Annotated in this window: 22 protein-coding genes; 4 read left to right on the forward strand and 18 right to left on the reverse strand. The window is 56.3% G+C overall.

Annotation, left to right across the window (positions count from 1 at the left end):
- Positions 1-266: 266 nt before the first annotated feature.
- Positions 267-4,154 carry a phosphoribosylformylglycinamidine synthase gene (gene purL / locus AC22LX_RS09390; RefSeq protein WP_487333955.1) on the reverse strand — a complete coding sequence of 1,296 codons (3,888 nt, stop codon included), beginning with the start codon at positions 4,152-4,154 and terminating at the stop codon, positions 267-269.
- A 173-nt stretch (positions 4,155-4,327) separates the two neighbouring features.
- Between purL and mltF the strand changes: the two genes are divergently transcribed.
- On the forward strand, positions 4,328-5,947 hold the full coding sequence (mltF, locus tag AC22LX_RS09395) for a membrane-bound lytic murein transglycosylase MltF (RefSeq protein ID WP_063447724.1): 1,620 nt from the start codon (positions 4,328-4,330) through the stop codon (positions 5,945-5,947).
- On the opposite strand, the gene tadA is transcribed toward mltF, so the two are convergent.
- Both tadA and yfhb read right to left on the reverse strand, forming a co-directional pair.
- Positions 5,944-6,447: a tRNA adenosine(34) deaminase TadA gene (tadA, locus tag AC22LX_RS09400; protein WP_045392764.1), complete on the reverse strand. Its 504-nt coding sequence runs from the start codon at positions 6,445-6,447 to the stop codon at positions 5,944-5,946. The two genes, mltF and tadA, sit on opposite strands and share 4 nt — an antisense overlap.
- A 79-nt stretch (positions 6,448-6,526) precedes the next feature.
- On the reverse strand, positions 6,527-7,162 hold the full coding sequence (gene yfhb, locus AC22LX_RS09405; RefSeq protein WP_045392766.1) for a phosphatidylglycerophosphatase C: 636 nt from the start codon (positions 7,160-7,162) through the stop codon (positions 6,527-6,529).
- 214 nt (positions 7,163-7,376) lie between these two features.
- Here yfhb and AC22LX_RS09410 point away from each other — a divergent pair, with 214 nt between their 5' ends.
- On the forward strand, positions 7,377-8,225 hold the full coding sequence (locus tag AC22LX_RS09410) for a MurR/RpiR family transcriptional regulator (RefSeq protein ID WP_487333956.1): 849 nt from the start codon (positions 7,377-7,379) through the stop codon (positions 8,223-8,225).
- Positions 8,226-8,259: 34 nt separating this feature from the next.
- Here AC22LX_RS09410 and nadS read toward each other — a convergent pair whose 3' ends face one another.
- Positions 8,260-8,556 (reverse strand): NadS family protein, encoded by a 297-nt coding sequence (gene nadS, locus AC22LX_RS09415; RefSeq protein ID WP_045392770.1) that lies wholly within the window; start codon positions 8,554-8,556, stop codon positions 8,260-8,262.
- A gap of 66 nt (positions 8,557-8,622) precedes the next feature.
- On the reverse strand, positions 8,623-8,940 hold the full coding sequence (locus tag AC22LX_RS09420; RefSeq protein ID WP_045392772.1) for a type II toxin-antitoxin system RelE/ParE family toxin: 318 nt from the start codon (positions 8,938-8,940) through the stop codon (positions 8,623-8,625).
- Between the two features lie 203 nt (positions 8,941-9,143).
- Here AC22LX_RS09420 and AC22LX_RS09425 point away from each other — a divergent pair, with 203 nt between their 5' ends.
- Positions 9,144-9,404 carry a YfhL family 4Fe-4S dicluster ferredoxin gene (locus AC22LX_RS09425; RefSeq protein WP_015370294.1) on the forward strand — a complete coding sequence of 87 codons (261 nt, stop codon included), beginning with the start codon at positions 9,144-9,146 and terminating at the stop codon, positions 9,402-9,404.
- Between the two features lie 8 nt (positions 9,405-9,412).
- On the opposite strand, the gene acpS is transcribed toward AC22LX_RS09425, so the two are convergent.
- The 12 genes from acpS to rseD all read right to left on the reverse strand — a co-directional run bounded on the left by acpS (position 9,413) and on the right by rseD (position 18,882).
- Positions 9,413-9,793, reverse strand: coding sequence for a holo-ACP synthase (gene acpS / locus AC22LX_RS09430; protein ID WP_045392774.1), 381 nt, complete (start codon positions 9,791-9,793; stop codon positions 9,413-9,415).
- Positions 9,793-10,524 carry a pyridoxine 5'-phosphate synthase gene (gene pdxJ, locus AC22LX_RS09435; RefSeq protein WP_045392776.1) on the reverse strand — a complete coding sequence of 244 codons (732 nt, stop codon included), beginning with the start codon at positions 10,522-10,524 and terminating at the stop codon, positions 9,793-9,795. Before pdxJ ends, acpS begins: the two co-directional genes overlap by 1 nt.
- A gap of 11 nt (positions 10,525-10,535) precedes the next feature.
- Positions 10,536-11,273, reverse strand: a complete 738-nt coding sequence (gene recO, locus AC22LX_RS09440; RefSeq protein WP_015370291.1) for a DNA repair protein RecO — start codon at positions 11,271-11,273, stop codon at positions 10,536-10,538.
- A gap of 11 nt (positions 11,274-11,284) precedes the next feature.
- Positions 11,285-12,190: a GTPase Era gene (gene era, locus AC22LX_RS09445; RefSeq protein WP_015370290.1), complete on the reverse strand. Its 906-nt coding sequence runs from the start codon at positions 12,188-12,190 to the stop codon at positions 11,285-11,287.
- Positions 12,187-12,867 carry a ribonuclease III gene (gene rnc / locus AC22LX_RS09450; RefSeq protein ID WP_020078171.1) on the reverse strand — a complete coding sequence of 227 codons (681 nt, stop codon included), beginning with the start codon at positions 12,865-12,867 and terminating at the stop codon, positions 12,187-12,189. Before rnc ends, era begins: the two co-directional genes overlap by 4 nt.
- Positions 12,868-13,120: 253 nt before the next feature.
- Positions 13,121-14,095, reverse strand: coding sequence for a signal peptidase I (gene lepB / locus AC22LX_RS09455; RefSeq protein WP_045392778.1), 975 nt, complete (start codon positions 14,093-14,095; stop codon positions 13,121-13,123).
- A gap of 14 nt (positions 14,096-14,109) precedes the next feature.
- Entirely contained in the window at positions 14,110-15,909 is a 1,800-nt protein-coding gene (lepA, locus tag AC22LX_RS09460; RefSeq protein WP_008803765.1) for a translation elongation factor 4, read from the reverse strand.
- Between the two features lie 184 nt (positions 15,910-16,093).
- Positions 16,094-16,573, reverse strand: coding sequence for a SoxR-reducing system protein RseC (gene rseC, locus AC22LX_RS09465; protein WP_045392781.1), 480 nt, complete (start codon positions 16,571-16,573; stop codon positions 16,094-16,096).
- Positions 16,570-17,526 carry a sigma-E factor regulatory protein RseB gene (rseB, locus tag AC22LX_RS09470; protein WP_045392783.1) on the reverse strand — a complete coding sequence of 319 codons (957 nt, stop codon included), beginning with the start codon at positions 17,524-17,526 and terminating at the stop codon, positions 16,570-16,572. The genes rseC and rseB overlap by 4 nt, the downstream gene beginning before the upstream one ends.
- Positions 17,526-18,176, reverse strand: coding sequence for an anti-sigma-E factor RseA (gene rseA, locus AC22LX_RS09475; RefSeq protein ID WP_015370285.1), 651 nt, complete (start codon positions 18,174-18,176; stop codon positions 17,526-17,528). The genes rseB and rseA overlap by 1 nt, the downstream gene beginning before the upstream one ends.
- Positions 18,177-18,208: 32 nt before the next feature.
- Positions 18,209-18,784, reverse strand: a complete 576-nt coding sequence (gene rpoE / locus AC22LX_RS09480; protein WP_002914074.1) for an RNA polymerase sigma factor RpoE — start codon at positions 18,782-18,784, stop codon at positions 18,209-18,211.
- Positions 18,781-18,882, reverse strand: coding sequence for a rpoE leader peptide RseD (rseD, locus tag AC22LX_RS09485; RefSeq protein ID WP_157195214.1), 102 nt, complete (start codon positions 18,880-18,882; stop codon positions 18,781-18,783). Before rseD ends, rpoE begins: the two co-directional genes overlap by 4 nt.
- A gap of 324 nt (positions 18,883-19,206) precedes the next feature.
- Between rseD and nadB the strand changes: the two genes are divergently transcribed.
- Positions 19,207-20,826 (forward strand): L-aspartate oxidase, encoded by a 1,620-nt coding sequence (nadB, locus tag AC22LX_RS09490; protein ID WP_047078048.1) that lies wholly within the window; start codon positions 19,207-19,209, stop codon positions 20,824-20,826.
- Here nadB and trmN read toward each other — a convergent pair.
- Positions 20,811-21,548: a tRNA(1)(Val) (adenine(37)-N(6))-methyltransferase TrmN gene (trmN, locus tag AC22LX_RS09495; RefSeq protein WP_045392787.1), complete on the reverse strand. Its 738-nt coding sequence runs from the start codon at positions 21,546-21,548 to the stop codon at positions 20,811-20,813. The two genes, nadB and trmN, sit on opposite strands and share 16 nt — an antisense overlap.
- Positions 21,549-21,644: the final 96 nt, after the last annotated feature.

Here is a 21,644-nt window from a genome sequence, read left to right on the forward strand (position 1 = left end):
ACAGCATGATATATAAAGAATTACATGTAATTCCGCTTCAAAAGCCTATCGCACAACATTCGGCCTTGGTGTCGCTAATTAGCAACACCAAATAAGCATATATATAGAATCTTTTAAAATCAGTATATTAAGTGTCGCCTTTTGGAGACACCCCAAAACCGCGTTTGTCGGTAATTCCCGACACCGTCACGCGGCCCCGATCACAAATAAAAAAGCCCCCTGATGACCAGGGGGCTCATTATCAACAACGCGTTACGTAAACGGTATTAACCCAGTTGCTTACGCGCGTTGCGGAAGATGCGCATCCATGGGCTGTCTTCACCCCAGTTTTCCGGGTGCCAGGAGTTGCTGACGGTACGGAAGACGCGTTCCGGGTGCGGCATCATGATCGTCGCGCGACCGCTTTCGCTGGTCACTGCGGTAATGCCGTTCACCGAGCCGTTCGGGTTCGCCGGATAGGTTTGCGTCACTTTGCCGAAGTTATCGACGAAGCGCAGCGCCACCAGGCCTTTGCTTTCAAGCTGAGCCAGATGCGCGCTATCACGAACTTCCACCTGCCCTTCGCCGTGCGAAACGGCAATCGGCATCATCGAACCGGCCATCCCCTGCAACAGCAGCGATGGGCTTTGGGTAACTTCAACCAGGCTGAAACGCGCTTCAAAGCGGTCAGAGTGGTTGCGTACGAAGCGCGGCCACAGGTCGCTGCCAGGGATCAGTTCACGCAGATTGGACATCATCTGACAACCGTTACACACGCCCAGCGCCAGCGTCTGCGGGCGGTGGAAGAAAGTGGCGAACTCATCGCGTACGCGTTCGTTGAACAGAATCGATTTTGCCCAACCTTCACCTGCCCCCAGTACGTCACCGTAGGAGAAGCCGCCGCAGGCCACCAGCGCATGGAAGTCGCCAAGACCGGTACGACCCGCCAGTAGATCGCTCATATGCACGTCAATGGCGTCGAAGCCGGCGCGATGGAAAGCGGCGGCCATTTCAACATGGGAGTTAACCCCCTGCTCGCGCAGCACGGCCACTTTCGGGCGCGCGCCGGTCGCAATATACGGCGCGGCAACATCTTCATTGATATCAAACGACAGCTTAACGTTAAGACCCGGGTCGCTATCGTTAGACTTCGCCTGGTGCTCCTGATCGGCGCACTCCGGATTATCGCGCAGACGCTGCATCTGCCAGGTGGTTTCCGCCCACCACATACGCAGCGTGGTGCGGCTTTCGCTGAACAGCGGCTGACCGTCGGCGGTGATAACAAAACGATCCCCCGCCGTCGCCTGGCCTAAGTAGTGCACGCAATCTGCCAGACCATTCATCGCCAGCAGCGCTTCTACCGCTTCGCGATCCGCGGCGCGAACCTGAATCACCGCGCCCAATTCTTCGTTGAACAACGCAGCCAGACGGTCGTCGCCCAGCGCGGCGATATCGGCAGTTACGCCGCAGTGACCGGCAAAAGCCATTTCCGCCAGCGTCACTAACAAGCCGCCATCGGAGCGGTCGTGGTAAGCCAGCAGCTTACGCTGCGCCACCAGCGCCTGCATCGCGTCCCAGAAGCCTTTCAGCTGCACGACATCACGCACGTCGGCCGGCTGGTCGCCTAACTGACGATAGACCTGCGCCAGCGCGGTGGCGCCCAGCGCGTTACGCCCTTTGCCGAGATCGATCAGCAGCAGGGCGTTATCTTCCGTAGAGAGCTGCGGGGTCACGGTGCCGCGCACGTCTTCAACGCGGGCAAACGCGGAGATCACCAGCGACAACGGCGAGGTCATTTCGCGCTGCTCGCTGCCTTCCTGCCAGCGGGTTTTCATCGACATTGAGTCTTTACCCACCGGGATAGTCAGGCCCAGCGCTGGACACAGCTCTTCACCGACCGCTTTTACCGCCTCATACAGACCGGCGTCTTCACCCGGGTGACCGGCTGCCGCCATCCAGTTTGCCGACAGTTTGACGCGGTTGAGTTCGCCAATCTGCGTAGCGGCGATGTTTGTCAACGCCTCGCCGACCGCCAGACGGGCCGAGGCGGCAAAGTCGAGCAGCGCAACCGGCGCGCGTTCGCCCATCGCCATCGCTTCGCCGTAGTAGCTATCGAGGCTGGCAGTGGTCACCGCGCAGTTAGCGACCGGGATCTGCCACGGTCCTACCATCTGATCGCGCGCTACCATACCGGTCACGGTGCGGTCGCCGATGGTCACGAGGAAGGTTTTCTCGGCCACCGTCGGCAGATGCAGCACGCGGTTAACCGCATCGGCAATCGTCATTGGTTGACGATCCAGCTCACTGCCCTGTGCTTTCAGCGTTTGCACGTCACGTGTCATTTTCGGCGTTTTGCCGAGCAGGACGTCCAGCGGCAGGTCGATCGGCCGATCGTTAAAGTGGCTGTCGCTCAGGCTAAGGTGTTGCTCCGCCGTGGCTTCGCCGATCACCGCGTAAGGCGCGCGCTCGCGGCGGCACAGCTCTTCAAACAGCGGCAGCTGTTCCGGCGCGACCGCCAGAACATAACGTTCCTGGGATTCGTTACACCAGATCTCCAGCGGACTCATTCCCGGCTCATCGCTGAGGATATCGCGCAGCTGGAAATTCCCGCCGCGGCCGCCATCGCTCACCAGCTCCGGCATGGCGTTAGAGAGACCGCCCGCGCCAACGTCGTGGATAAACAGAATCGGGTTCGCATCGCCCAGCTGCCAGCAGCGGTCGATCACTTCCTGACAGCGGCGCTCCATTTCCGGGTTGTCGCGCTGTACGGAGGCAAAATCCAGATCGGCATCAGACTGGCCGGAAGCCATGGATGACGCCGCGCCGCCGCCGAGACCGATATTCATCGCCGGGCCACCCAGCACGATAAGCTTGGCGCCAACGGTGATTTCGCCCTTCTGGACGTGCTCGCCGCGGATGTTGCCAATGCCGCCCGCCAGCATGATCGGTTTGTGATAGCCGCGCAGCTCTTCGCCATTGTGGCTGGTCACTTTCTCTTCATAGGTACGGAAGTAGCCATTCAGCGCCGGACGACCAAATTCGTTGTTAAACGCCGCGCCGCCTAGTGGGCCTTCGGTCATGATATCCAGCGCGGTCACGATACGCTCAGGTTTACCGAAATCCTCTTCCCACGGCTGCTCAAAGCCCGGAATACGCAGGTTAGAAACCGAGAAGCCGACCAGACCCGCTTTCGGCTTCGCGCCGCGTCCGGTTGCGCCTTCGTCGCGGATCTCGCCGCCGGAACCGGTCGCGGCCCCTGGCCACGGCGAAATTGCCGTCGGGTGGTTGTGGGTTTCAACTTTCATCAGAATGTGCGCCGGCTCCTGATGGAAGTCATAGCGCCCGGTCTGATAGTCGGCGAAATAGCGGCCGACTTCGGAACCTTCCATTACCGCAGCGTTGTCTTTATAGGCAGACAGCACATATTCCGGGTTTTTCTCGAAGGTGTTTTTGATCATTTTAAACAGCGACTTCGGCTGTTTTTGGCCGTCGATAATCCAGTCGGCGTTAAAAATTTTGTGGCGGCAATGTTCCGAGTTGGCCTGCGCGAACATATACAGCTCGATGTCGTTCGGATTGCGGCCAAGTTTAACGAATGCGTCCTGCAGGTAGTCGATTTCGTCATCGGCCAGCGCCAGCCCCAGACGGAGGTTGGCGTCAATCAGCGCCTGACGTCCCTGGCCCAGCAGGTCGACGCTGGTCACTGGCGTCGGCTGATGGTGAACAAACAGCTTCTCTCCCTCTTCCAGCTCAGTGAAAACGCTCTCCATCATGCGATCGTGCAGTTCCGCCGCAACGGCGTCCCACTGCGCATCGCTCAGACCCTGTGCTTCAACGTAGTACGCCACGCCGCGTTCCAAACGCACGACCTGCGATAAACCGCAGTTATGGGCGATGTCGGTAGCTTTGGAGGACCAGGGAGAGATAGTGCCGGGGCGAGGGGTGACGAGCAGTAATTTACCGGTTGGCGTATGGCTGCTGAGGCTTGGGCCATATTTGAGCAGTCTGACCAGTCTTTCGCGCTCCTCATCGCTTAGCGGGGCGCTCAGGTCGGCAAAGTGAACATACTCCGCGTATAAGGTGCTAACCGGCAGGTTGGCCGCCTGAAAACGTGCCAGCAGTTTGTTGATACGGAATGCCGACAGTGCAGGTGAACCACGCAAAATATCCATCATAAGTCTCTCGTCTTCGAAGCTTTCAAGGTGAGCCAGGGGGAAACGGCCGCCATTATAGAGAATCCTGAGCCCCGACGAAACCGTTTGCGTAGAAATAAAATGATTCATCAGTTTTATCAATAAATGTGACATGAATCGCGAATAAGTTGCCAACTGGCGCATTCTTAAGCAAAATGCCGCTCAACTTACGGCAACCTTTTACTTTTTCCGGATATACCCAGCTGAGGAACTCCACGCTGCAGAAAATTAACTATTTGAAAAAATTAAAGATTAATTATCTGCTGATCGGCGTCGTCACCCTTTTGTTGGCGGCGGCGCTGTGGCCGTCTTTGCCGTGGATGGGAAAACCGGAGAACCGCGTGGCCGGGATCATTGCCCGCGGCGAACTGCGCGTGAGTACCATTAACTCGCCGCTGACCTATGCCGCCATCAACAACAAAGACTACGGTCTCGATTACGAGCTGGCGAAACGCTTCGCCGATTACCTTGGGGTGAAGCTGAAAGTCACCGTGCGGCAGAATATCAGCCAGCTGTTCGACGATCTCGATGCCGGTAAAACCGATATGCTGGCCGCCGGGCTGGTCTATAACACCGAGCGGGTGAAGAACTATCAGGCAGGCCCTACCTATTATTCCGTTTCGCAGCAGCTGGTCTATCGCGTTGGCGGTAATCGCCCGCGCACGCTGGCCGGGATTAACGCCGAACAGCTCGCCATCGCCCCAGGCCACGTCGCCCTCAACGACCTGCAGGCGCTGAAGGAGAGCAAATACCCGGACCTCAACTGGCGCGTCGATGAAAAACGCGGCACCACCGCCCTGATGCAGGCGGTCATCGACGGTACGCTGGAATATACCGTCGCCGATTCCGTCGCCGTCAGCCTGTTCCAGCGCGTGCATCCGGAGCTGGCTGTGGCGCTCGATATCAGCGATGAACAGCCGGTCACCTGGTTTAGCGAAAAAAGCGAAGACAATTCACTATCGGCAGCCATGCTCGATTTCTTTAATAGTATGAACGAAGACGGCACTCTCGCCCGCCTGGAAGAGAAGTATCTCGGCCACGGCAACGACTTCGACTATGTTGATACCCGCACCTTCCTGCGCGCGGTGCAAAATACGCTGCCGGATCTGAAGCCGCTGTTTGAGAAATACGCCCGGCAGATCGACTGGCGACTGCTGGCGGCGATTGCCTGGCAGGAGTCGCACTGGGACCCGCAGGCCACCTCGCCGACCGGGGTGCGCGGCATGATGATGCTAACCCGCAATACCGCCCAGAGTTTAGGTCTGACCGACCGTACCGATGCCGAACAGAGCCTAGACGGCGGTATGCGCTATCTGCAGGATATGATGGCCAAAGTGCCGGAGGCGATCCCGAAAGACGAGCGGATCTGGTTTGCGCTGGCGGCCTATAATATGGGCTACGCGCATATGCTTGACGCAATGGCGCTGACTAAAAAACAAAAAGGCAACCCGAACAGCTGGTCCGATGTTAAGCAGCGTCTGCCATTGCTGAGCCAGAAGCCCTACTACAGCCGCTTAAAATATGGCTACGCCCGCGGCCATGAGGCTTACGCCTACGTGGAAAATATTCGTAAGTACCATATCAGCCTGGTTGGATATTTGTCTGAACAGGAAAGGAAAGCGGCGCAGGAGATGGCGATTGCTGAAGATTATCCAGCCGTCACGCCGGAAGAACTCGATGGCGAGCATAAAGAGTATGCGATGCCCTTCTTTAGATTCCGCGGCGAAAAGCTTGTCGACAACGTTAAACTAAAGTTGCCGACAGCAGGACGTTAGCCCTCGTCCTGCCGCGCTCTTTTCAACGCTTTTTTCTCTTCCCGCCGCCAGCGGAAGAAATCGCTCAGCATCGTAGAGCAAGATTCAGCCAGAATTCCCTCGGTAATTTCAACCCGGTGGTTCATCCCCGGATGATGCAGCACATCGATTAACGACCCGGCCGCGCCGGTTTTAGCATCGCGGGCGCCGAACACCAGCCGCGAGATGCGGCTATGCACCATCGCCCCGGCGCACATCACACAGGGCTCCAGCGTGACGTACAGCGTGGCATCAATTAAACGATAGTTCTGCAGAACCAGTCCACCCTGACGCAGCGCCATTATTTCGGCATGGGCTGTGGGGTCGTGACGGCCAATCGGCCGGTTCCATCCCTCGCCGATGACCTGATTGTTATGTACCAGCACGGCGCCCACCGGCACCTCGCCCTCTTCCCAGGCGCGTTTCGCCAGCGTCAGCGCATGGCGCATCCAGTATTCATCGTTAAATTCGTGGTCAGACACAGCGGCACTCCTGCAGAAAAAGCGGGGCGCATTATACATGGGCGCTATATATCGCCCAAATAATTCGCCTGCAGCAGAATTATTCGAGCTGCTGGAGATCGCCCTGCGGCGTCACCCGCCAGCGGTGCTGGCAAAAACAGAGTAGCGGGTTATCCTGCTCGCTATCGCTATAGCCGCTGTATAAACGTAGCGGCGCGCCGATCCGCTGTTCCAGCTGCGCTACTTTCTCATGGCCCAGGCAACGCAGCGTCAGCACCCAGCCGCCGCGACGGCGGCTCATACGGCTGGCGATAAGTTTTACGCGCGGCAGCCAAAGCGTATCGGCATAGACCTGTTCCACCAGCGACTGCGGTGAGCCGGTAATCAGCCAGACGTCGGCATCAGTACTGGTTAAATAGTCGTTTAGCCGGCCCTGCACCACCGGAAAGGCGGTCACGTGCTGGCGAAACCAGCTAACGAACGCCGCCTCCAGACGCTTAAGATGGCTTTCACGCCGCCCGCAGGTAGCAGCCCACAGCAGCAGGCTCATCGGCCAGCGCGCCGCGCGACCGTTAACCAACAGCCCCAGCAGTACTACTGGCGACAAGGCCGCCACTGCCAGCACGTTGAGCGGCTGACGACGTAAAAGATAACGAATAAAGCTGCCAAACATATCCTGCTGGTGCAAGGTGCCATCAAGATCGAAAAACACGACTCGTCGCGCGTTACTGTTCAAACCGAACTCCTTTCTGGTACGGATTTTCCTGGCGATGTCGATAGCTTAACAGGCTTGCCGCGACGAGCGCGAAATTGTCTGCCGTGGTTGAGGTAAGATTCAGAATCTGACCCGTTCGCATAATTCTTCACAGCAGAATTTTTAATTCGTATTATTCCACTTATAATCGAATACAAAATTCTTTCAGCCGCTAACGCCCTCCTTCGGAGAAGCCATGAACTGTTTAATCCGCATCCGCCAACGTTACCCGTCGCTGGCGGCGAGCGACAAAAAACTTGCCGACTTTATTCTGGCTCAGCCGGACCAAACCCGCCATCTCAGCTCGCAGCAGCTGGCGGGCGAAGCGGGTGTAAGCCAGTCCAGCGTGGTGAAGTTCGCGCAAAAAATGGGGTTCAAAGGCTTTCCGGCATTAAAACTGGCGCTCAGCGAAGCGCTGGCTAGCAGCCCGGATCCGCACTCTGTACCGGTACATAACCAAATTCGCGGCGACGATCCGCTGCGTCTGGTGGGCGAAAAGTTGATCAAAGATAACATCGCGGCGATGCACGCCTCGCTGGACGTCAACAGCGAAGAGAAACTCCTGGAGGCGGTGACTCTGCTGCGCGATGCTCGCCGGATAATCATTACCGGTATCGGCGCCTCCGGACTGGTGGCGCGCAATTTTAGCTGGAAGTTGATGAAAATTGGCATCAACGCCGTCGCCGAGCAAGATATGCATGCGCTGCTGGCAACGGTGCAAGCGATGTCGGCGGACGATCTGCTGCTGGCTATCTCCTACTCCGGCGAACGCCGCGAGATCAATATGGCGACCGCTGAAGCGCTACGCGTCGGCAGCAAGATCCTCGCGATCACCGGGTTTACTCCCAATGCCTTACAGCAGCAGGCCTCGCAGTGTCTCTACACTATTGCTGAAGAGCAGGCGACGCGCAGCGCGGCGATCTCCTCCACCAGCGCGCAAATGATGCTCACCGATCTCCTCTTTATGGCGCTGGTGCAGCAAGATCTCGAACACGCGCCGGAACGGATACGACATAGCGAAGCGCTGGTGAAAAAGCTGGTCTGAGTAGAAAATGGGCATCTGGCGATGCCCACAAACATTAGATTGTTTTGAGCTGATTGATAATAAAAGGATTGAGCTGTAATAAAAGCAGCAATTTTCGCGGCGCCCCGGTTGGCTGACGCCGTTTAGTTTCCCAGCTTTTAACTAAGTCATAGCTAACGCCTACGGCGAGAGCAAAATCCTGCTGTTTTAACCCCGTCGCTTCGCGAATCGCTTTCACATCGATCGGGCTAAAAGTGTGAACATGCTGCGGCTCAGGGGTTTGCTCACCTTTTTCAATTCTCACCATTTCTTCTGCACTGGCCAGCAGATCGGCAAATAATTCGTCTTTCATCTGTACCTCATCGCCCTCGTGGGCACCACTGACAACGTGGTCCCGTGGAGTGATAGAAACTCAGCGTTATTCCAGCATAGCGGATAACTGTTTCAGCATCTTCTTTTGTTCTTCCGTTAAATCATCCAGCTCATTTTTGGGATAGACCAATGCCAGGTAAATTCGCCCTTTACGCGTCACATTGTAATAAATAATTCTCACCCCGCCACGCTTGCCCATCCCCGGTCGGCTCCAGCGAATTTTTCGAAATCCCCCTGTCCCTGCGATGGTATCGCCAGCCTCAGGATCCTCAATCAACACCTCCTGAAAAACGCGAAACTCGTCATCCGGTAGAAGCGCCTGACGCCGTTTACTGAAACCCTGCAGCTCAATAAAAGTGTACATACCGCATCCTGCGTATCATGATTATAAAATCATCATAAGTGTACGGGGTACAACAAGCAAGTTAATAAATGTACCAGGTACATATTCAGGCTCAACGTGGTTATAAATATAGACGCTAGCGAAGCGCTGGTGAAAAAGCTGGTCTGAGTAGAAAATGGGCGTATAATGCCCGCCCTGTTTGTGTTGTTTCTGAGATTTTCCTGATGGCGCTGTTAATCACCAAAAAATGCATCAATTGCGATATGTGCGAGCCGGAGTGCCCGAATGAGGCCATTTCGATGGGCGAGAGCATTTATGAGATTAACAGCGACCGCTGCACCGAGTGCGTGGGTCACTACGACACGCCAACCTGCCAGAAAGTGTGCCCGATCCCGAATACTATTCTCAAAGATCCGGCGCACGTCGAGAATGAAGAACAGTTGTGGGATAAATTCGTGCTCATGCATCACGCGGATAAGCTTTAACCGCGGGTTTAGCTTTCGACGATCACCGTGGCGCAGGCATAGTGGCGTTCATCGGCGAGAGTGACGTGAATAACGCTTACCCCCATCCGTTCAGCCAATAGCTTTGCTTCGCCCCATAGCCGCAGTTTCGGCTTGCCTAATTCATCGTTGAAAACTTCGAACTGATTAAACGCCAGGCCGTTGCGAATACCGGTTCCGAGCGCTTTCGCCGCCGCTTCTTTGACCGCAAAGCGTTTTGCCAGAAAACGCACCGGCTGCTGATGCTGCTCCCAAATGCTCCATTCGTGATCGCTCAGCACCCGGCGCGCCAGGCGATCGCCGCTACGGGCGATCACCGCTTCGATGCGGGCGATTTCGACGATGTCGGTACCCAGCCCGAGAATCGCCATTAGCCGCGCGCTTCCAGCATCAGGCGTTTCATTTCCGCGACAGCCTCTTTCAGACCGCTCATCACTGCGCGACCAATAATGGCATGGCCGATATTCAGTTCGTGCATTTCCGGCAAGGCGGCAATGGCTTTCACGTTGTGATAGGTCAGACCGTGACCGGCGTTCACCTTCAGTCCAAGGGTGGCGGCATAGGTCGCCGCTTTGGCGATACGCTCAAGCTCTTTAGCCTGTTCGGCATCGGTTTTGGCATCGGCATAGCAGCCGGTATGGATTTCAATATACGGCGCGCCCACGTCGGCAGCCGCTTTGATCTGCTCATCATCGGCGTCAATAAACAGGGAGACCAGAATACCGGCATCCGCCAGGCGCTTACAGGCATCGCGCATCTTATCGCGCTGCCCGGCAACATCCAGTCCACCCTCGGTGGTCACTTCCTGACGCTTCTCCGGCACCAGACAGCAAAAGTGCGGTTTTGTCTCGCAGGCAATCGCCAGCATCTCTTCGGTGACCGCCATTTCGAGATTCATTCGGGTGTGCAACGTCTGGCGCAGAATGCGCACGTCACGATCGGTGATATGGCGGCGGTCTTCGCGCAGGTGCACGGTAATACCATCGGCGCCGGCCTGTTCTGCAATAAAAGCCGCCTGCACCGGATCCGGATAAGCGGTACCGCGCGCGTTACGCAATGTCGCAATGTGGTCAATATTGACCCCTAACAGTAATTCAGCCATGACAATCCTCGTTAATCATTATTCGTATTATCGGCTCGCGCCTTTCGCGCGGGCATAAACTGGCGAAACAATTCCCGGCTCTTGAGCGGTTTCCCTCCAAGATACGGCTTCAGGGCGATGCGGGTAAAGCGCTTCGCGGCGCGCAGCGTATCTACATCCGGAAACTCGCGGCTAGCCAACGCTTTCAAATGGTGCCCGGTAAACGTGCTGTTATCAATCACCAGGCTGGCGATAAAGCCTTTTTCTTCGCGATAGCGGTAGGTCATGGTGTCATCCACCGGGTCGCCGCTGCCGGCACAGTGGAGGAAATCCACGCCATAGCCCAGGTGCCCGAGCAGCGCCAGCTCAAAGCGCCGCAGCGCGGGCTCCGGCGAACCGCTGGCCCCGGCAAGCGCCTGGATGCAGTGCAGGTAGTCGAAAAAGAGTTCGGAGAAGCGCGTTTCGTGCTCAAGCACGCGGGAGATGAGCTCGTTTACGTAAAGACCGCTGTAGAGCGTGATGCCGCTAAGCGGCAGCGCCAGCGAGACGGCTTCCGCACTGCGAAGGGTTTTGACTTCGCCGCGGCCGCCGAAGCGAACCAGTAAGGGGGTGAAGGGCTGTAAAGCGCCCTTGAGATTAGAACGTTTGGAGCGTGCGCCTTTGGCAACCAGGCGCACGCGACCGGACTCTTCCGTGAAGACGTCCAGCATCAGACTGGTTTCGCTCCACGGTCGGCTATGCAGGACAAAGGCGCGCTGCCATCCATCCACGTTGCGTTAACTCAGAGGTCGTCAACGTAACCGAGACTGCGCAGCGCGCGCTCGTCATCGGCCCAGCCGGATTTCACTTTGACCCACAGTTCGAGGTGCACCGGCGCTTCAAACATCTCTTGCATGTCTTTACGCGCTTCGATGCCGATGGTTTTGATTTTGGCGCCTTTGTTGCCAATTACCATCTTCTTCTGCCCTTCACGCTCGACGAGGATCAGGCCGTTGATGTCGTAGCCGCCGCGTTCGTTGCTCACGAAACGTTCAATTTCGACGGTCACGGAGTACGGCAGTTCAGCGCCCAGGAAACGCATCAGCTTTTCGCGGATGATCTCGGAAGCCATGAAACGCTGGGAACGGTCGGTAATGTAATCTTCCGGGAAGTGATGAATCGCTTCCGGCAGATGTTTACGTACGATCGACGCGATAGTATCAACGTTGGTGCCGGTTTCCGCAGAAATCGGCACGATGTCGAGGAAGTTCATCTGGCTGGCAAGGAACTGCAAATGCGGCAGCAGATCCGCTTTTTCCTGCACGTTATCAACTTTGTTGACGGCCAGAATCACCGGCGCGCGCGCATCGCGCAGCTTGTTCAGCACCATCTCGTCATCTTGCGTCCAGCGGGTACCTTCAACGACAAAGATAACCAGTTCCACGTCGCCAATCGAGCTGCTGGCCGCTTTGTTCATTAAGCGGTTAATCGCGCGCTTCTCTTCCATATGCAGGCCCGGGGTATCAACATAAATCGCCTGATACGGCCCTTCGGTATGGATACCGACGATGCGGTGACGGGTAGTCTGCGCTTTACGGGAAGTGATCGAAATCTTCTGCCCAAGCAGCTTGTTCAACAGCGTGGATTTGCCAACGTTTGGACGACCAACGATGGCGACAAATCCGCAATAACTTTTTTCTTCGCTCATTCCAGCTCCAGTTTTTTCAGCGCCTGTTCGGCGGCAGCCTGCTCCGCCTTGCGACGGCTGGAACCTGTGCCAACCACCGGTTCACTCAGGCCACTGACCTGGCAGTGGATAGTAAATTCCTGATCGTGCGCTTCGCCGCGAACCTGGACGACCAGGTAGGACGGCAGCGGCAGATGACGCCCCTGCAGATACTCCTGCAGACGAGTCTTCGGATCCTTTTGCTTATCGCCCGGGCTGATTTCATCCAGACGAGTCTGGTACCAGGAGAGGATTAAGCGTTCAACATTTTGAATATCGCTGTCGAGGAAAACCCCGCCGATTAAGGCTTCTACGGTGTCAGCCAGAATCGATTCGCGACGAAAACCGCCGCTCTTCAGCTCGCCAGGCCCAAGGCGCAGGCACTCGCCCAGTTCAAATTCGCGGGCGATTTCCGCCAGCGTATTGCCTCGCACCAGCGTCGCGCGCATACGGCTCATATCCCCTTCGTCTACCCGCGGGAAACGATGATAGAGCGCATTGGCGATCACGAAACTTAAAATAGAGTCGCCTAAAAACTCGAGACGCTCGTTGTGTTTGCTGCTGGCACTGCGGTGAGTTAATGCCTGTTGCAACAGCTCCTGATGAACAAAAGTGTAGCCCAGCTTTCGTTGAAGCCGATTAATTACGATGGGGTTCATGCGTTACCAATAAATGAATGCGTCAAAGATGCAGCACACGAAACCGACCTGAGCATACATACCCTTGATATATAAGGGCAGAAACTAACCAACGCGGTTTCGTGTGCAGTGTCACTCTTTCGAGAGACAACCAAAAACTTCGGGGGGATATTCTATACGCAACGACAAGGGATGTCGTTAGTTTGGATGGATTTAAATACTAAATAATTCGCGCTGCCATTATTGCACCGGCAGCGCGAATTAAGACGAGGAATTAGTGGATGCCGCCGATGCGCGATAAACGTACGCCGGTTGGCCACTCACCTTCCTGTTTTTCGAAGCTCATCCAGATGGCGGTGGCTTTACCCACCAGGTTCGCTTCCGGCACGAAGCCCCAGTAACGGCTGTCGGCGCTGTTGTCGCGGTTGTCGCCCATCATGAAGTATTCACCCGGCGGAACGACCCATGTCGCCAGCGGCTGACCGGACTGACGATAGTACATCCCCACCTGATCCTGAGCGATAGGTACCGTCAGAATACGGTGGGTCACTTCGCCCAGCGTCTCTTTGCGCTCGGTCAGACGAATACCGTCGGCTTTGGTTTCGCCTTTCGGCAGCTGCCAGAAACCGCTGGTGGCTTCACCGCCGTTGCGACGGGAGAAGGTCTGAACGAAATCGCTCGGCTCAACGTTTGAGTAGGTGATCGGCAAGGCGCTCCCGCATGCCTGGCCCGACGCGCAGCCAGGCTCAATCGTCACCTGTTTAGCCACCGGATCGTAAGTGACTTTATCCCCCGGCAGACCAACCGCACGCTTGATGTAGTCAAGGCGCGGATCTTCCGGATATTTAAACACCACGATGTCGCCACGCTTCGGATGGCCGGTTTCGATCAGCGTTTTCTGGTAGATCGGATCTTTAATACCGTAGGCGAATTTCTCCACCAGGATAAAATCGCCAATCAGCAGGGTCGGCATCATCGAACCTGACGGGATCTGGAACGGCTCATAGATAAACGAACGCACAATCAGCACAATCGCCAGCACCGGGAAGATCGAGGCGCCGGTTTCCAGCCAGCCCGGCTTTGGGCCAACCTTCTTCAGCGTTTTCTTGTCCAGCTGATCGCCAGTCGCTGCCTGAGCAGCGGCCTGACGTTCACGACGTTTTGGTGCGAATATGAACTTATCCAGACACCACAACAGCCCTGTCACAAGGGTCGCAATGACCAGAATCAGGGCAAACATGTTCGCCATGCCAACTCCTTAGATTATTTGCCGTCTTTACCAACGTGCAGAATGGCGAGGAACGCTTCCTGCGGCAGTTCAACGTTACCAACCTGTTTCATACGCTTCTTACCTTCTTTCTGCTTCTGCAGCAGCTTTTTCTTACGGCTGACGTCGCCGCCGTAGCATTTCGCCAGGACGTTTTTACGCAGCTGTTTCACGGTAGAGCGCGCGATGATGTGGTTACCGATGGCCGCCTGAATCGCGATATCGAACTGCTGACGCGGGATCAGCTCTTTCATCTTCTCGACCAGCTCGCGGCCACGATACGGCGCGTTGTCGTTGTGCGTAATTAACGCCAGCGCATCGACGCGCTCACCGTTGATCAGCACATCGACACGCACCATGTTGGAAGCCTGGAAGCGCTTGAAGTTGTAATCCAGCGACGCATAGCCGCGGGAGGTGGACTTCAGACGGTCGAAGAAATCGAGGACCACTTCCGCCATCGGGATTTCATAGGTCAGCGCAACCTGTTTGCCGTGGTAAACCATGTTGGTTTGCACGCCGCGTTTCTCGATACACAAGGTAATCACGTTGCCGAGGAACTCTTGCGGCAGCAGCATGTGACATTCGGCGATCGGCTCACGCAGTTCCTGAATATTATTCAGCGGCGGCAGCTTCGATGGACTATCGACGTAGATAACCTCTTTAGAGGTGGTTTCTACTTCATAGACTACCGTCGGCGCGGTGGTAATCAGATCCAGATCGTATTCACGCTCCAGACGCTCCTGAATGATTTCCATGTGCAGCAGACCGAGGAAGCCGCAGCGGAAGCCAAAGCCCAGTGCCGTTGAACTTTCCGGCTCGTAGAACAAGGAAGCATCGTTCAGACTCAGTTTACCCAGCGCATCGCGGAAGTTCTCATAGTCATCAGAGCTCACCGGGAACAGACCGGCATAGACCTGCGGCTTCACTTTTTTGAAGCCCGGCAGCGCTTTATCCGCTGGATTACGCGCCGCGGTCAGGGTATCGCCCACCGGCGCGCCGAGGATGTCTTTAATGGCGCAAACCAACCAGCCCACCTCGCCGCATTTCAGTTCGGTACGGTCAACCTGTTTCGGGGTGAAGATGCCCAGACGGTCGGCGTTATAGACCTGACCGGTGCTCATCACCTTAATTTTGTCGCCTTTGCGCATGGTGCCGTTTTTAATACGCACCAGCGACACGACGCCTAAATAGTTATCGAACCAGGAGTCGATAATCAGCGCCTGCAGCGGCGCGTCCGGATCGCCTTCCGGCGGCGGAATATCGCGTACCAGACGTTCCAGCACATCCGGCACGCCAACACCGGTTTTCGCCGAGCAGCGAACCGCGTCGTGAGCGTCGATACCGACGATATCTTCAATCTCGTCCGCTACGCGCTCAGGGTCGGCGGCAGGCAGGTCGATCTTGTTAAGAACCGGGACGACTTCGAGGTCCATTTCCATCGCGGTATAGCAGTTCGCCAGAGTCTGGGCTTCTACGCCCTGCCCGGCGTCAACCACCAGCAGCGCGCCTTCGCACGCCGCCAGGGAGCGCGATACTTCATAGGAGAAGTCAACGTGGCCCGGGGTGTCGATAAAGTTGAGCTGATAGGTTTCGCCATCGCTGGCTTTGTAATCCAGGGTGACGCTCTGCGCCTTGATGGTAATGCCACGCTCACGTTCAAGGTCCATGGAGTCCAGAACCTGGGCCGCCATTTCGCGATCAGAAAGGCCACCGCAAATCTGGATGATACGGTCAGACAGCGTCGACTTACCGTGGTCGATGTGAGCGATGATCGAAAAGTTACGTATATTCTTCATATTTAGAGTTAATTATGCCTTACGAGTCTCATGAGGCCGCTGTTCTGTGCCTGACGTTTTTTAATCCGAAAACGCCGCATTCTACACTACATCCGCGAAACCAGGAAATGCTGTTAGATCCAGCATAACGGCAGAATTGTGGCGTTGTATCAGGAAGCGTAAATAAAGATGAGGGACAGTGAAATCACTGCCCCATTTCAGAGGAAGGCGTATCAACGCGCAGCAGATCCGGTGGTAAACCGACGCTTAAAATCACCGGCTGCCACGACTGGCGAGCAGCCAGCTTTGGCGACAGCCCGCGCGCCACCAGGAACCCGCCGACGCCGCCAAGCAACGCGCCGCACAGCGAAGCAATGTCGCTGGCAAACAGCACCTGGAAAATCGACGCCATCACAAACAGCCCGAACAGCGGCGCCATGTATACCAGCAGCGCCGAACCCAGCAGGCTGCTTTCAGCAATGCCCAGTTCCACTTTTTGCCCGGCCGTCAGCGGCTGGTCGCAGGGAACGCTTATGGTATGGCTGGTTTGCGGCCCCAGTTTATTGAGCACCCGGCTACCGCAGCCAGCGCGCGAGGCGCAGCTGCTGCAAGAGGCTTTAACATCGCAGTGAACCTGCGCCACGCCGTTGTGCCAGGAGACGACAGTCGCCCACTCTTTGATCATTGCGCGGCCCTGAACTTAATGCTGTCTGAGATACGTTTTGCCGTTTGCGGCGGTAATTCGCCAACCACCGAGATTTCGGCGTTATCGCGTACCGAAGTGCTGACGGTACGGCGACCGGTGCGCAGCAGCTGATCGCTGCTGTTAGCCGTCGCGCGATTAACGTTAACGGAGAAGCTAAACAGACCGTCGGAATAGAGACGAGACTCGACCGGACCGTCGAAGGTCGGTAAACGACGCTGGCTGCTGGAAACTTCCGTCACGCCCTGCGGCAGCCAGGTTGGCGCCCAGTTAAAGTTGGCTTTATTGCCGCTTTCCGGAACCGACAGCTGCGGCGGCAGGCTGGCTTTCGACAGCGCTTCCATACTCGAGCTTACGTTATCACCGATATTGAATGAGACCACCCGAAACTGCTCCAGGGTTTCACCATCACGGTCGAGCAAGTCGACGCGCAGCGGCAGCTTGGTCTCGGCATCCAGCCACGCAATGTAGCTGTAGCGCGTGCCGTCGCGGGCCACCACGCGCACTACATCGCACAGGCGATCGGCGATACGCGTCCGGCCAACGGAGATGAAATCATAATACGAGGCCAGCTTTTTGAAATCGGTGTACACCAGAGACGGCAAGGAATCGACGATATAGTCGCCGTTCAGGGTGAAGGGATCGAGACCGGGTTCAAAATAGCTGATTTCAGTACCGCGCAGCACCACTTCCCGACGCGGACCGTCGAGCTGCAGCAACTGAGCAAGGGGCTGGTTGTTCAACCGCACGTGACGATAGCGCAGCGACTCAACGCCCTGTTTGTTGATACTGACAAAAGACAGCTCGTAATTGAGGGACTGGCTGGCCAGGTTCATCTGCTGCAACAACGCCCCGGACGATGTATCAGCCGAGGCGTTGGTGGAGAAGAACAGGCTGCCTGCCATGAGCGACATGGCACACCAAAGTTGCTTCATTACTGCGATTGCGTTCCTAAAGTTTGATAACCCGGCACCTGAACAGCGGCTTGCTGAGTCTGGGCCTGGCCAAACTGAAGCTGCTCAGCGTGCAGGCGACGCTGCAATTCATAGTCCTGCAGCATAGCATTAATACGACGACGTTGCTCCTGAACCTGCGCCTGCTGACCGCTACCGGCGGAGGCATCGGCCGGAACGCCCAGGCTAACCGGGCTGGCTTTGCCCATCATCGGCATGGTGTTGAAGACTGGCGCTTCCGGCTGCTGGGAAGCATCGGAGTGCCCATTGTATTGTTGAACACCGACGATCACCGCCAGAGACACGCACGCTGCCACGCCCATTTGGGTAAGCGAGCTGGCCCACGGGCGCACTTTCTGCCAGAAAGGCATCTGACGCCACTGGTGTGGAGCGGGTTGAGATTCAGGAATAAGCGGCGCAACCTGACGAGCAGGTTCGTTCTCGATGGCGGCCATTACGCGAGCTGAGATATCGAATTGGAGCATCTCGGCGGTATCGCCTCGCAGCGTGTCGCGGATGAGATGGTAGCTCTCCCAGGTTTTTTGCATTTCAGAAGAACGACTCAGCTCATTGAGCAGCTCGTTATCCAGCGTTTCACCATCCATTAAGGCCGAAAGTTTTTCTTTCTGCATGCCTGATACCCTTTTCCAGTATTCCGCTATCGTCAACGCCTGATTAGCGGTTGAACTTTATTATCAATAGCTTCACGTGCCCGGAAGATACGCGAACGTACCGTGCCAACCGGACAATCCATGATGGCGGCTATTTCTTCATAGCTCAGGCCATCCAGCTCCCGTAACGTAATTGCCATGCGTAAATCTTCCGGGAGCGATTCAATGGTACGAAAAACTATTTGTCTCAGCTCTTCTGACAACATTAAGTTCTCAGGGTTCGAAATTTCTTTCAATGCCCCGCCGCTTTCGAAATTTTCCGCCTCGTTGGCGTCTACATCGCTTGATGGCGGACGGCGTCCCTGAGCAACCAGATAATTCTTTGCCGTGTTTACGGCGATACGATACAACCAGGTATAAAAAGCGCTATCCCCCCGGAAAGAATCCAGCGCACGCCACGCCTTCACGAACGATTCCTGAACAACGTCAGCGATATCGCCCGGCGGTACATAGCGGGAGACCAGGCTTGCCACCTTGTGCTGATAGCGTACTACCAGTAGGTTAAAGGCTTTCTGATCTCCTTTCTGGACCCGTTCAACAAGGACCTGATCCGTTAACTGCTCGCTCATCCGAGGTAATGTCTCCCCAAACCCAATTCCCATGCGTATTCAGAACACCACCCAAGCACTGCATTATGAGCAAGCAGTCGTTTGGAGTGTCTGAACACAATAAAGTTCCGTTACGCTTTTGATTTTTGTCTGACAACGGTGGACTGATTGTTATCTCTCATTATAAGTCCCGTTGTTCAACGCCAGGTAAGCTAATGAAGAAAAAGCGCAAGGCCCGCCTGAAGGGTAACGTAACCCAACTTATTTTTCACTATAAAATCTGAAGGTAACGGCCTGCTTCGCAAATATTTTCTTTCGTTTACATATTTTCTTTTCCGCCAGCTTTGTTTAGCCCGCACAACTATTCACGAAAATAATTGTACGATTTGGCCCCATCAGGTGCTATGGTGACGCCATTGTGTTTAGTAAATTAAACAGAAGCTATGAAGACGACTCCTGACTTTTCCTGTGATGTGTTGATTATCGGCAGCGGCGCTGCCGGATTGTCTCTGGCGCTGCGCCTGGCGGAACGCCACGCGGTAACCGTACTAAGCAAAGGGCCGGTTAGCGAAGGCTCGACGTTCTACGCCCAGGGTGGGATTGCCGCCGTTTTCGATGAAACCGATAGCATTGAATCCCACGTCGAAGATACGCTCATCGCCGGGGCCGGTCTTTGTGACCGCCATGCCGTCTCCTTTGTCGCCAGCAACGCCAAACCCTGCGTACAGTGGCTTATCGATCAAGGGGTACTGTTTGATACCCAGGTTCAGGCCAACGGTGAAGAGAGCTACCATCTGACGCGTGAAGGCGGCCATAGCCATCGGCGGATCCTGCATGCCGCCGATGCCACCGGTAAAGAGGTTGAGACGACGCTGGTCGGCAAAGCGCTGGCGCATCCGAATATCACCATTCTGGAGCGTAGCAACGCGGTTGACCTGATTATCTCCGATAAGATTGGTCTGCCGGGTACCCGGCGGGTCGTCGGCGCATGGATCTGGAATCGTAATAAGGAAAAGGTAGAAACCTGCAGCGCAAAAGCCGTGGTGCTGGCGACCGGCGGCGCCGCGAAAGTCTATCAATACACCACCAACCCTGATGTCTCCTCCGGCGACGGCATCGCCATGGCCTGGCGCGCGGGGTGCCGTGTGGCCAATCTCGAATTTAACCAGTTCCACCCTACCGCGCTGTTTCATCCACAGGCGCGAAACTTCCTCTTAACGGAAGCCCTACGCGGTGAAGGCGCGCTGCTAAAACGGCCCGACGGTAGCCGCTTTATGCCGGACTTCGACGAGCGTGGCGAACTGGCTCCGCGCGATATCGTCGCCCGCGCCATCGACCATGAGATGAAACGCCTCGGCGTCGACTGCATGTATCTGGATATTAGCCATAAGCCCGAAGCGTTTATTCGCCAGCATTTCCCGATGATTTATGAAAAGCTACTCGGCCTTGGTATTGATTTAACCAAAGAGCCGGTGCCTATCGTCCCCGCCGCCCACTACACCTGCGGCGGCGTGATGGTGGATGATAACGGACGTACCGACGTCGACGGTCTGTACGCCATCGGCGAGGTAAGCTACACCGGGCTGCACGGCGCCAACCGCATGGCCTCGAACTCATTGTTGGAGTGTCTGGTGTACGGCTGGTCGGCAGCCGAGGACATAGCGAAACGCCTGCCGCTGGCGCAAGCGGCGGAACAACTGCCGCCGTGGGATGAAAGCCAGGTTGAGATCCCGGATGAACTGGTGGTGATTCAACATAACTGGCACGAACTGCGCCTGCTGATGTGGGATTATGTCGGAATCGTGCGTACCACCCGCCGGCTGGAAAGGGCCCTGCGGCGCATTACTATGCTGCAGCAGGAGCTGGATGAGTATTACGCGCGTTTTCGCGTCTCCAATAATTTACTGGAGCTGCGCAATCTGGTGCAGGTGGCCGAGCTTATCGTGCGTTGCGCCATGCAGCGTAAAGAGAGCCGCGGCCTGCACTATACGCTCGACTACCCGGACACGCTGGCCGAGAGCGGCCCGTCAATCCTCTCGCCGCTCACTCACATAAAAAGATAGAAGTCGCGGGTCAGCGCGGTAAAGCCTTCAGAGTACTGCTGCTCTGGCCCACGAACCACCAGCCGATCGCTGAAACACTCGCCGGAGCTGGGAGAGAATGCCAGCAGGACGCGATGCGGCGGACGCATTTCTGTTTCCGCCACGTCGGTGCGTAAGCGCAAATGCCATCCCATCGCTTTTGCCCGTTCGACAAACGCATTACCAATATCCACCGGCAGCACTACGCAGAAAAAGCCCTCCTCGGTAATCAGATCCGCAGCGCAGGCGAGCAGCGTCGTATGATCGAGCGAGGTGGTGTAACGCGCCTGTTCGCGCTGCGACGTCGCGCAAGGGACGCCTTCGGCAAAAAACGGCGGATTGCTGACAATGAGCTCATAGCGCCGCGGCGGCTGCGGCTGCCACTGCTGAATCGGCGCCTGAAATACCGCGATACGTCCAGACCAGCTGCTGGCCGCCACGTTATCCCGCGCCTGCGCCGCGGCCTCTTCATCCAACTCCACCGCATCCAGTTGTACCGGCTCCGCGGTACGCTGGGCTAACATTAATGCCAGTAAACCGCTACCGGCGCCGATATCCAGCACGTGCTTCACCTGAGCAATCGGCGCCCAGGCGCCCAGCAGAATACCGTCGGTACCGACTTTCATGGCGCAGCGATCGTGGGCGACGAAAAATTGTTTAAAGGTAAAACCATTGCGCGGCAGCGCAAACTTCGACTGAGACATCCTCAAAACCTTGCTGGCGAAAACGGCTGTGCTTAAGGCTATGCACAATACCGGAGAACAGATAGCCTTACAAACAGATGAACATTACGTCAGTAA

Source organism: Klebsiella sp. PK01 (genome assembly GCF_057624675.1).